The organism is Pseudoalteromonas sp. EB27 (assembly GCF_001974875.1).
GTDB lineage: Bacteria > Pseudomonadota > Gammaproteobacteria > Enterobacterales > Alteromonadaceae > Pseudoalteromonas.
The window spans coordinates 109,837-120,997 of sequence record NZ_MTQD01000010.1; the positions used below are offsets into that span (position 1 = coordinate 109,837).

At 37.3% G+C, this 11,161-nt stretch carries 10 protein-coding genes; 7 read left to right on the forward strand and 3 right to left on the reverse strand.

Annotated elements, in window-relative coordinates:
• Positions 1-134: 134 nt before the first annotated feature.
• The 3 genes from BW142_RS12530 to BW142_RS12540 are packed head-to-tail and all read left to right on the forward strand — an operon-like array spanning position 135 to position 6,276.
• A complete protein-coding gene (locus BW142_RS12530; protein WP_008136608.1) occupies positions 135-1,532 on the forward strand; it encodes a PhoH family protein in 1,398 nt (465 codons plus the stop codon).
• A gap of 51 nt (positions 1,533-1,583) precedes the next feature.
• Positions 1,584-5,393, forward strand: a complete 3,810-nt coding sequence (locus tag BW142_RS12535) for an ATP-binding protein (RefSeq protein ID WP_083707584.1) — start codon at positions 1,584-1,586, stop codon at positions 5,391-5,393.
• Positions 5,377-6,276: a diguanylate cyclase gene (locus tag BW142_RS12540; protein WP_004335468.1), complete on the forward strand. Its 900-nt coding sequence runs from the start codon at positions 5,377-5,379 to the stop codon at positions 6,274-6,276. The genes BW142_RS12535 and BW142_RS12540 overlap by 17 nt, the downstream gene beginning before the upstream one ends.
• A 63-nt stretch (positions 6,277-6,339) precedes the next feature.
• Here BW142_RS12540 and BW142_RS12545 read toward each other — a convergent pair whose 3' ends face one another.
• The gene (locus BW142_RS12545) at positions 6,340-6,720 is read right to left on the reverse strand and encodes a DUF3192 domain-containing protein (RefSeq protein WP_024598908.1); all 381 of its coding nucleotides are present in this window, start codon (positions 6,718-6,720) and stop codon (positions 6,340-6,342) included.
• A 182-nt stretch (positions 6,721-6,902) separates the two neighbouring features.
• Entirely contained in the window at positions 6,903-7,847 is a 945-nt protein-coding gene (locus tag BW142_RS12550) for a D-2-hydroxyacid dehydrogenase (protein ID WP_076925066.1), read from the reverse strand.
• A gap of 396 nt (positions 7,848-8,243) precedes the next feature.
• Here BW142_RS12550 and BW142_RS12555 point away from each other — a divergent pair, with 396 nt between their 5' ends.
• Together BW142_RS12555 and BW142_RS12560 are read left to right on the forward strand one after the other, a co-directional pair.
• On the forward strand, positions 8,244-9,377 hold the full coding sequence (locus tag BW142_RS12555) for a 1-acyl-sn-glycerol-3-phosphate acyltransferase (RefSeq protein ID WP_076925118.1): 1,134 nt from the start codon (positions 8,244-8,246) through the stop codon (positions 9,375-9,377).
• Positions 9,378-9,479: 102 nt separating this feature from the next.
• Positions 9,480-9,725, forward strand: a complete 246-nt coding sequence (locus tag BW142_RS12560; RefSeq protein ID WP_076925067.1) for a DUF1289 domain-containing protein — start codon at positions 9,480-9,482, stop codon at positions 9,723-9,725.
• Here the strand turns inward: BW142_RS12560 and BW142_RS12565 are convergent.
• On the reverse strand, positions 9,722-10,420 hold the full coding sequence (locus BW142_RS12565) for a transporter substrate-binding domain-containing protein (protein ID WP_076925068.1): 699 nt from the start codon (positions 10,418-10,420) through the stop codon (positions 9,722-9,724). The two genes, BW142_RS12560 and BW142_RS12565, sit on opposite strands and share 4 nt — an antisense overlap.
• Before the next feature lie 118 nt (positions 10,421-10,538).
• Here BW142_RS12565 and BW142_RS12570 point away from each other — a divergent pair, with 118 nt between their 5' ends.
• Both BW142_RS12570 and BW142_RS12575 read left to right on the forward strand, forming a co-directional pair.
• Positions 10,539-10,742: a DUF3283 family protein gene (locus BW142_RS12570; protein ID WP_002962585.1), complete on the forward strand. Its 204-nt coding sequence runs from the start codon at positions 10,539-10,541 to the stop codon at positions 10,740-10,742.
• Between the two features lie 14 nt (positions 10,743-10,756).
• Positions 10,757-11,158, forward strand: coding sequence for a GNAT family N-acetyltransferase (locus BW142_RS12575; protein ID WP_024598903.1), 402 nt, complete (start codon positions 10,757-10,759; stop codon positions 11,156-11,158).
• Positions 11,159-11,161: the final 3 nt, after the last annotated feature.

The window sequence follows — 11,161 nt, forward strand, 5'->3', positions numbered from 1 at the left end:
AAAACGGACTTTTATGACAAATAGACTAAACTTACATTATGCCTTGGCAATTAAGTATTGCAGGTTTAAGTTTTGCCCGTTTTACTTAGTTATTTTGGTATAGCATAAAAATCATAAAACGTAAGGAAAGTGCTATGGAAAAAGCTTCAAACCTTGAAAGTAAAATGTATGTGCTAGATACCAACGTACTACTTCACGAACCCCTCGCTTATTTGTCTTTTCAAGAGCATGACGTTGTAATTCCGATGACGGTGCTTGAAGAGCTTGACCACATAAAAGACAGAAAACACGACGTAAGTCGTGATGCGCGCGTCGCTATTCGTGGATTAGATGAAGTACTTAAAAATGCAACGCCTGAACAAATGCTACAAGGCGTGGCGCTACCGAGTAACAAAAAGGCAAAAGCGAGCTCTGCAGGTACCCTCATAATTGTAAACGACCATTTATTTGCCGACTCCATTTCTGGTTTGCCTGGTAACGAAAACGACCATCGTATTATTAATTGCGCCGTGTACTTACAAAAGCAGCACAGTGATTCAAAAGTTATATTAGTAACAAAAGATATCAACATGCGCTTAAAAGCCAAAGGCGCAGGGCTTAAATATGTTGAGGACTATCGCACTGATCAACTTATTGATGACATAAGCCTACTCACTAGTGGTTATAAAAAAATCGAAGGTGATTTTTGGGAGCATGTTGGGGAGTGTAATACCGAGCAACACGGGCGTGATACGTTTCATCATGTGCCTAAAAACTTAATACCAGATGTATTTTGTAATGAATATTTACTTGATGGTGGGGATCAGTTTGCGGCACGTGTTAAATCATACGATGACGAGCACATAACGCTCAAAGATATTGGTGTTGAGCGTTTAATGCACCAACAAGCATGGGGCGTTAAGCCAAAAAATATTTATCAGGGAATGGCGCTTGATGCGCTGCTCGATACAAGTATTGAACTTGTTATTTTAACAGGGCCAGCAGGGTGCGGTAAAACCTTGTTAGCACTTGCCAGCGCCCTTGAAATGGTCATCGAAAAAGGTATTTACGATAAAGTAATAGTCACTCGTAATACGCCAGAAATAGCAGAGTCCATTGGCTTTTTACCAGGCACTGAAGAGGAAAAAATGGCACCATGGCTTGCAGCCATTACCGATACGCTAGAGGTATTGCACAAAGGCGACGAAAATCCGATATCGAGTCGAAATTACATTATGGAGAAGGCTAATGTACAGTTTAAATCGGTTAATTTTATGCGCGGGCGTAGCATTCAAAATGCGGTAGTGATTTTAGATGAGAGCCAAAATTTAACGGCATCTCAACTCAAAACTATTATTACCCGCTGCGGCGAAGGTACTAAATTAATTTGTACAGGTAACTTGGCGCAAATAGATAGTAACTATTTAACGCCAGTAACATCGGGCTTAACGTACATAGTAGAGCGCTTTAAAAACTTTGAAGGCAGCGCAACTATAAACCTCAATGGTGTGGTACGTAGCCGCTTAGCGTCATTTGCAGAAGAAAATTTATAACTTGCGCTTAACAAATTGGCTCGATAGTCTATCGATTGATTTTCGAGCCAAATGGCAGGCAGTACATTGAATTTTTTACCTCTGAAACATTATTATCGTTCGTTGTTTATTGCGCTTTTAGTGCCATTGATTGTCGCTTTTTTACTGTGCTTGCACTTATATAATATAAAGCTTGAGCGGGCGGTTGAAAAACGCGAAGCCGATTTTACGAATGTTTCAGCGCAGGTTACTCACGGGATGGAATCGGTGAGTAATTTACTTACTACAATGTTTAGCTTATACGAGCAAACGACCGTTCAACAAATAAACCAAAGCCTACTTGAAGGTATAAATCAATATGATGGTTACTATTACCGTCACTTTAGTGAGCAAGGTACTGAAATTGTAGGTAAGGGCGAGTTTGCGTTATCTACTAAGGCACTTATACAGTGGCAACGGGCGATTGCATTAGGGCCTTCGTTTAATACAACGCTTGCATTAATGCAGTCGTTATCGGCTGTAGCATATGTTGATGATAATGGTTTTGCTTATGTCAGCAGGCGCAACAAAAGCCAAAGTTCAATGCTTACTGAAATTCTAAATGAGAAGTTTAAGCCAAAATTTTTACCAAATAAACTTACCTCAAGTCCTATTGTTAAAGTTAATGACAAATCGTATTTTGCTATTGGCCGACAACGAAGCACAGGCTCAGCTGATTACATTATTTTAATTTATGATGTTCAAGCAATTTCTGGGTGGTTAAAAAAGGTTTCACCGAGTAGTGGTGAATACGTTTTTATGAATCAATCACATCAAATTATCGCCAGCTCTAAACAGTTAATAGAGCAAGCGACAGCGTTAAAAAGCTATTGGCCTAACTTGGCCCAGCACCATAGTAAAAAAACAGTATTAACTAGTGGTAGTAATTACTTTATGCAACCTTTGGATGAGTTGCCTATTCACGCGGCATTTTACGAGCACAAACCCCAATTAATAAGCTTAATTAAGTATGAAATATTATTAGAGTTTGCATTTTTAACGCTGTTTTTAAGCATTATGTTTGGCGTGTTTTTTTGGTTAAGTCAGCGTATTTTTATAAAGCCAATGACTCACTTAATGTCGTATTTGGAGAGTAACGGTACGCAATTCGAAGAGCAGCTAAATTACAAAATACCGCTGAGCTGGCAACCTTGGTTTTCTAAGGTGAAGAGGGTATTTATTAAAAATAAAGAGTTGGTTGATTCATTACAAGATGCGAATAAAGCGCTAGATGACCAAGTTCAGCTGCAATCAGAAAAACTAAGTCGCAGTTACGAAGCTAAAGAGCGCCACTTGGCTTTGCTCAACACTATGCTAAACAGTGTGCCAGATCTAATTTATTTTAAAAATATTGATGGCTCCTTTTTAGGGTGTAATAAAGCATTTGAAGCTTATATTGGTAAAGATCAAACTGCATTAGTAGGTAAATATGTAGATGATTTAGGTGACAACGATCAGCAAATAAATGCGCTTGAAAAACAAGTTTTACAAAATAGAAATAGTGTTGAGAAGCGCATCGAAACTGATACAAAATCATATCAACTTACTATTGCACCTTTTTATAATGAACATCAACACTTATTAGGAACAATGGGTATTGGCCGTGACATTACCGAGCAGCAACAAGCATTATTGGCTTTAAAAGCATCTGAATCAAAATTTAGAAGCGCGATTGAATTTGCCGCTAACTGCGTGGTTTTACTTTCGCTTGAACATACTATATTACAAGTAAATAAAGCAGCTAGGAAGCAATTCTCTGAACAGCAAGTACTGGTTGGCGAGCAGTTGAAAGCATTGTTTGATGACTCTCAATGGCAGCAAATAAAAACAACCTTAGCGCAATTGTTAGATGACAAAAAACGTGTATATCACTTAACACTGTCGCAGGGGCGACTAACAAGTTGGTTGCAACTGAGTGTGTCTCTCGTATGGGATGAAAACCGTGACCCAGCTTATTATGTTATTCACATTCAGGATGTGAGCGCATTAACTAAATCGAAACTTGATGCCGAACGGGCAACCCTTGCTAAAAGTCGCTTTATAGCCAACTTAAGTCATGAAATACGCACTCCTCTTAACGCTGTTTTAGGGCTGCTCGATATGCTTATTGAGCAAGGCTTAACACAAAAACAATTACAACAAACTGACCAAGCTAAGCATGCAGCACAAAGCTTGTTGCTAATGCTCAATAGAATGCTTGATTTTGCACGTATAGAAAGTTCGCAAACTGATTTAAAACAAGCATCTTTTAGCATGGTTGAGCTGGTGGATATTTGCGAAAGTTTAACGGCTCCATTGTGCGAAGGAAAAGGTATTGAATTTGTCATTGATATTGACCCTTTAATAGCGCCTGATTTGATATGCGACAGCATTCGCTTGCAGCAAATATTAGGTAATTTATTAACAAATGCTGTTAAGTTTACAAAAACAGGTTCTATTACTTTAAAAATGGAACTGATTGAAAGCAATAGCCTAGAGCAACAGCATATTTGCTTTAAAGTAATCGATACCGGTATGGGTATAGATGAAGCCGATCAAAGGCGTTTATTTGACGCTTTTACGCAAGGTGATGAGTCTTCAACACGCATACATCATGGTGTTGGGTTAGGTTTAGCTATTGTTAAACATGCGGTGTCATTAATGGGGGGAGAGATTGCTTTAAAGAGTAAAAAAGGCCATGGCTGTGAGTTTTACTTCAGCGTTAGCTTTTTGGTTGATACCACTAAAAATACGATGTTACCGACTAATACATTGGCTATTTTATCGGATCAAAGTAAAGAGCTTAAGCAAGTAACAAATGCTTATACAGAGCTTGCTAATATTAATTTAGATGAAGTACTCAAATACCCAATTAAGCTCTCCAATATTCAAAAAATAATAATAGATGCAGCCGACTTACCTGCACTTTTAAATATTGAAGCAATTAATGATTCGTTATCAGCTAAAGAAACATCGGTAATTATTATTAATCATCAGCACACGCTTAATTTACCAACAAGTGAGCATTTAGCTGCGCACCACGTTAAAGCATCGGCATTGGGACAAAGGCTATTTAGCTTGAACTCTCAGCAAAAGCCTAAAGCGAGTACCAATGCGGTAATACACAACGTTGCTGAGATTAAAGCTGATATATCGGGTCTACTTGTGTTAGCCATTGATGATAATCAACTTAATTTAGAAATAATTAGCAGTGTACTTCGCCAAGCAAACGTAAATGTAGTGACTGCTTTAAGCGCATCTATTGGCATGGAATTATTGCAAATTTTAAGACCCGACTTAATATTGATGGATGTGCAAATGCCACAAATAGATGGCTGCCAAGCAACAGCCTTAATTCGTCAACAGTTTGACGCAAAGCAGCTGCCTATTTTTGCCTTAACGGCTCATTGTGAGCCTGCTGATATTGAACGTTCTTTAAAGTGCGGTATGAATAAGCATTTAACTAAACCAGTTGTTGCTAAAGTGCTTATTGATGCAATTGCCGATTTAAACTTAGTGAAACCAAGCTTTTTCGAAAAATCATTCGCTTTAACGCAGTTTAGTATGGATGAAAAGCTCCTCAATACAATGATTGATAAGTTTGCTAATTTATGTGAAACCCAGCTATCGCAAATAGAAGAAACAACCAATAAGGATGATTTGGTACGCTTAGTGCATAGTATAAAAGGTGTAGCAGGGAATTTAGGTTTTAGACGATTGTCTCACTGCGCTTTATTGTGTGAAAGAACACTTAAAACAACTAACAAGCCTGTTGAAATAACACTGAAAGAGCTTATTATGCAGTTAGAACAGGTAATTGTTTTTATAAAAGGGGTAGGGGCTAGGGATGTCGAAAAGAGCTAAAGTACTTATTGTAGATGATGATCCAATCAACCGATTAGTACTTGAAAAAACACTTAAAGTAGAACACGACGTATTCTTAGTTGAAAGTGGTGAAAAAGCACTGACCTTTGTAAAAACTGCGCAAGTTGATTTAATTATTCTTGATGTGATTATGCCAGGAATTGACGGCTATGAAGTGCTTGTACAACTTAAAGAAAATCCGATAACTCAATCGATCCCTGTTATATTTATATCAGCTAATCGTAGCCACGACGACGAAGCTAAGGGCCTAGAGCTCGGTGCTATGGACTATATAACTAAGCCATTTAGCCCTTCTATTGTGCGCGTTAGAGTACGTAACCAATTACTTATAAAGCAAAAAAATGATCTGCTAGAGATGCTAGCCTCGATTGACGGCTTAACTGAAATCCCAAATAGACGCTACCTAGACGAAAACTTAGCTCGAGAATGGCGCCGCAGTAAACGAAGCGGAACACCACTATCTGTGTTGCTTATGGATATAGACCATTTTAAACGTTACAACGATTGCTACGGACATCGTGCTGGTGATGAATGCTTAAAGGATGTTGCGCAAGCACTCGCAGCTCAGTGTGAACGTGGTAGTGACTTCATAGCTCGTTATGGTGGTGAAGAATTTGCAGCCGTCTTACCGGGAATTGATAAGCATGAAGCCTTGGAGTTTGCTAATAAATTACGCAACGCTGTAAATGCTTTAAATATAGAACACAAAGCCTCATTAAATGCAGACCACATAACTATTAGTATAGGTATCGCCACCACGCAAAGTGGTAAAGTGTATGCTGAGCAAGCATTATTAGAAGAGGCGGATTTAGGCTTATATGCTGCTAAAGATGCAGGGCGAGATAGAATAGTCGCACGGTAAAAATTTAATATAAAAAACGCCAACATTTATATTGGCGTTTTTAGTATCAAACTATTTTTATTGTTACTGCGTGATCATACCTAAAGCAGTGTCACCAATGCCCACTAACTTATCATTTTTAAATACAAGTGGCGTACATTCATCTTTCGTTGTTTTAGAATCTGAATGCTTGCTATGAGTTACATAAAAAAGTACTTGGTATATATCGTCATCTTTTTTTAATAGTTCTGTGAAATTAGGCGTTTTTAATTGCGTTAAAACAGATTGATAGCTGCTATCCATTTTTAGCTCTGATATAGCTTCACGATTATTTTTATGTTGTGCTTGCCAGCTTGATGAGTTTTTCCCTGCCCAATGAGTCTCAGCTTCACCATCAGATACGGCAATAACACAGCCAGTTAAAAATGGTGCAATAAGGGCTGCTGCTAATAGAGATTTTTTCATTGTGATATTCCTTAAATGAGTTTTTAATATTTTGATCATATAAGGCAAGTAGTAGGCCAAGTTTAAAAGCTTTTTAATTCAATTGGTTAGATTTTAAGGACTATGTTTTACTAATCATTTGCAAAAATAATTAGTAAAAACAGCCACATTTTAGTTTTTTTAACTATTTTCCCGCAGTGCAGTTACACCAAGCGGTTGCGTGATTCGCCTTTATTAAATGCCGCAATGTTTAAACTTACCTCATTAATTAAACGCACAATAGATTCAGTACTTGCCCATGCAATATGTGGAGTAAGTAGTAAGTTATTGCCTTTGTAATTAGCAAGTGGGTTTGAAAGCTCAGCAGGTTCTTTAGTTAGTACATCAACCCCGGCTCCAGCAATTAGGTTTTGCTCAAGTGCTGTAGCTAAGTCGGCTTCGTTAATAATGCCACCACGAGCAGTGTTAATAATAATACTACTTGGCTTCATCATTTTAAGCTCATTAAGTGCAATTAAATCACGTGTTTCATCGGTAAGTGGGCAGTGAACACTGATTATATCGGCTGTTTTAATAACGTCCTCAAAAGGCATACGACCATCGCGGCATGCAACACCTTTGCGCTCTGCAACAATAATATTTGCGCCAAATGCCTCAGCCACTTTAGCAACGCCTTTACCTAGCGTACCACCGCCTATAATGGCAAATGTTTTGCCTTGTAAGTCGTTAAAGCTGTAATCGAGTATGCAAAACATTTCACTTTTTTGCCAAGCGCCTTGCTGGCAATCCGCCTGATAGCGATGTGTGTTACCCAGTAAGTTAGTAATTAAAGAAAATGTATGTTGAACAACAGAAGGGGTTGAATAGCCAGCTACATTAGTTACGGCAATACCAAATTCTTTAGCGGCTTCTAAATCAACATTATTAGTACCGGTTGCACTTACGCAAATCAATTTAAGCTGTGTTAGCTGACTAATCGTATCGCGATTTAAAACCGCTTTATTAGTGATCAATACATCAGCGCCTTGGCAATGTTCAATAACTTGCTCTGGGCTAGTAAGTTCATAAGTCGTTAATTTACCAAGTTGTTCAATACAAGTAAGAGACGTTTTAGCTAACGTAGCGTTATCAAGAATAGTAATGTTCATTATGAGCCCTAAAATAAGTGGATCTGAAAGAGTTAAAATCGTAAAAAGATGCCTACGATCCATCAAAAATCTAAAATATGGGCTTAAGGTACTACGAAAGAAAGGCTTTGTTAATGGTATTACTACCAAATGATTAGAGGGCTATGTAGTAGTGGTCTGCCCACTAGCAGATTGAGAACATGGTATTTTGCTAGACTGATCAGTTTTTTTGCACTTATAAGCAAGCCTATGGTCATAGAAGGTAATTAAACTCGTTTTTAAAGCAAGTTGCTAAAATAAAAAATCGTTTTTTGGTTATTTCGCATTTGATATTGGCTGAGTTATAATCAGTTAGAGAATAATAATCCCAAAATACGGCGCTTTCGTGTGCCGTTTTTTAACATTATAGATGTAGTAATGAGTGAATTAGAAGATAAGTACGCTGATATAAGACCTTATAACGATGATGAAGTTACGGCTTCGCTTTCGCGTTTAATGAACGATAATGCGTTTATTGATGTGATCGCAAAATATAATCTACCACGCTTTTTATCGTCTGTGCCATTTATAGCTCGTCCATTGGTTAGAAGCCAATTGCGCAAAAAATGGGGTAAAGTAAGTACCGTCGAAGACGTGCAAAACGAAGTTGCGCAATACTTAGATAAATTAGTAAAGCGCACCACGTCAAAAGTAACCTTTTCTGGGTTAGATCAATTAGATGCTAACCAGGCCTATTTATTTATTTCAAACCACAGAGACATAGTGCTTGATCCTGCATTAGTAAACTGGGGTTTATATCAACATAAAATGAAAACAGTGCGCATTGCTATTGGCGATAATTTATTGCAAATACCTTACATTACTGAGCTTATGCGTCTAAATAAAAGCTTTATCGTTAAGCGCTCTGCTAAAGCACCAAAAGAGATGCTAAAAGCACTGACTCAATTATCGTCATACATTTACGATTCTGTAGTGGGTGGAAATTCTATTTGGATTGCGCAAAAAGAAGGGCGTGCAAAAGACGGTTTTGATCAAACTGATCCTGCGCTTCTAAAAATGTTGCAATTAAACGGGCGTAAACAAAAGAAAGAGTTTGGCGATTATATTAAAGAGTTAAAAATAGTGCCGGTTTCTATTTCTTATCAATATGAGCCGTGTGCAATTGCTAAAGCCAAAGAGCTTTACCATAAACAACACCATGGTGAGTACGTTAAATCGGCTGGTGAAGATATTGCGAGCATTGTTGAAGGCTTTAGTACTGCTAAAGGGCATGTGCATTTAGCATTTGGGCAACCAATTGAATCTAAATGTGATAGTGCTGAAGAGCTTGCTAAAACGATTGATAGGCAAATTGTTGATTCGTTTTATTTACACCCAGGCAATTACATTGCTGGTGGCTGTAAAGAGGCGGTAATAGACTCTCCTGATACAGCGACATTTGAACAACGTTTAGCCTGTGTGCCTGAAGAGTTAAAACCATTAGTGCTAGCTATGTATGCTAAGCCGTTTCATCGTAAAGCAGAGATAAACACAAATAGCTGCGAGCATTAATGCTCATAGCTTAATAAAAGTAAGCAGCAATTTAATTGCTGCTTTTTTTTTGCTCAAAAATGACGCTATACTAAGTACCTCTGATTAAACGGTGCGAATGCTATGCAACAAATTGAAATATTTGATATTCCAAGCCCTTGCAAAAGTATTTGCTTAGTTAATAACAGAGGGTATTGTAAGGGATGTTATCGTAGTCGCGATGAACGCTTTTCGTGGAATACCTTAACTAACGACCAAAAAAAGAAGGTGCTTAGTTTGTGCCAGCAGCGCTACAAACGCTATCTTCAAAAAAAGCAGCAAAATGCAGTGCCAAGTACACAGGCAGAGCAACAAGGGTTCGATTTTTAAAAGCTTAATCCATATTTGGCTCTTAGTGCGTACACAGTGCCATTGTTAGTTAAGTTAATTAATGACATTTTAAGTTTTTCTACTAGGTTTTTATTACGCTTATTTAAATAATGATAAAGCGGATACGTATTCAACACTTCTTTTTCAAAGCAACCTTGCGGTGTAGGGAGATCGTTGTTTTGCATTATAAAGTTAATCATTAAAGCCCCTTGTACTTTTTGCTGAGCTAGTAAATTAAGCTGGGCATTCATACTTTTAACTTTAATAATATTTCCTGCAAATTGAGTGTTTGCTAAATAATGTTCTTGGACAGGGTAGCCATCAACAATTGCGACGCTATCTAGTTGCTCTAAACTGCTAGGTAAACAGTTTTTATATAACACTAAGTCAAACTTAAATAGCTCATAATCGACCCTAATTAAGTTTTCGTAATTTTCTTCAACGCTTACATCTCTTCCTAACTGTCCATCAAGTACGCCATTATTTGCAGCTAGCAAAGCATTTTGGTGGCTAAAATCGATGATATATATTTTAAAACCTATATCTGCGTATGCTAACTTTAATAGCTCTAAGGCATAATCAGCTTGTGGTGTACTTTGCGGACGATTAAAAGTGAGGTTGTATTGATGACTAAAACAAGAGGCACTAAAAGATAAATTTACCAATAATAACAAGATACTAAAATGTCTATTCATTATCAGTTCCAATTACTACAGAAATAAATAAAATAAGACGCGTATAATAACAAGGAGATTACCTCTTGCCCAGTTTCGGGGTTAATCAAATAATTTTAAAAGCGAATGAGGAAGTATTGTGAGTTTTAATTTATGCCTATTGCCACGTGAAGAAAAATACCAAATTCAGTTAGATTATGAAGCGTCTTTTTGGGCGTATCAAATTAAGCGAAACAAAAAAACGCGAGAGCAAGTTTATAATACAATTCATAGCCGCCCAATGGCAGAGCAAATGGTGTTAAAGCAAAAGTTTGAGCAATATTTAGCCTTGATGCTTAGCTAAGTGTTGATATAAATATGCATATAGTTGAATTATTGGATGAGATAAAAATTCCACTCGTTAATAAATTTTATAAAAAACATAATGTAAGAGGACGGGCTAATAAACAAGATAAAGTATGGGTTACTTACTATAATAATGAAATAGTTGCAGCATGTAGGTTACAAGATAAAACAGATTTTTTATTTTTATCTACCGTGTTTGTTGCACTGGAGCATCGCGGTAAAGGTGTTGCTAAGCAGCTATTATCAACACTCTTAAAGTCGCAAGATAAGAAGATTAATACCTTCGCATATAAAAACGTAGTTGATTTATATTGTGCTATTGGTTTTAACCAGGTGTTAACATATACTCTTGCTTTACAAGTACTTTTTGATACTTACAAACATCGAAATATAGTCGCTCTAGAGTACCCATAATAA

Coding starts and splice junctions, on each gene's coding strand:
- BW142_RS12575 (WP_024598903.1), top strand. CDS start 10,757: ATGCATATAGTTGAATTATTGGATGAGATAAAAATTCCACTCGTTAAT.
- BW142_RS12535 (WP_083707584.1), top strand. CDS start 1,584: ATGGCAGGCAGTACATTGAATTTTTTACCTCTGAAACATTATTATCGT.
- BW142_RS12540 (WP_004335468.1), top strand. CDS start 5,377: ATGTCGAAAAGAGCTAAAGTACTTATTGTAGATGATGATCCAATCAAC.
- BW142_RS12530 (WP_008136608.1), top strand. CDS start 135: ATGGAAAAAGCTTCAAACCTTGAAAGTAAAATGTATGTGCTAGATACC.
- BW142_RS12545 (WP_024598908.1), bottom strand. CDS start 6,720: ATGAAAAAATCTCTATTAGCAGCAGCCCTTATTGCACCATTTTTAACT.
- BW142_RS12555 (WP_076925118.1), top strand. CDS start 8,244: ATGAGTGAATTAGAAGATAAGTACGCTGATATAAGACCTTATAACGAT.
- BW142_RS12565 (WP_076925068.1), bottom strand. CDS start 10,420: ATGAATAGACATTTTAGTATCTTGTTATTATTGGTAAATTTATCTTTT.
- BW142_RS12550 (WP_076925066.1), bottom strand. CDS start 7,847: ATGAACATTACTATTCTTGATAACGCTACGTTAGCTAAAACGTCTCTT.
- BW142_RS12560 (WP_076925067.1), top strand. CDS start 9,480: ATGCAACAAATTGAAATATTTGATATTCCAAGCCCTTGCAAAAGTATT.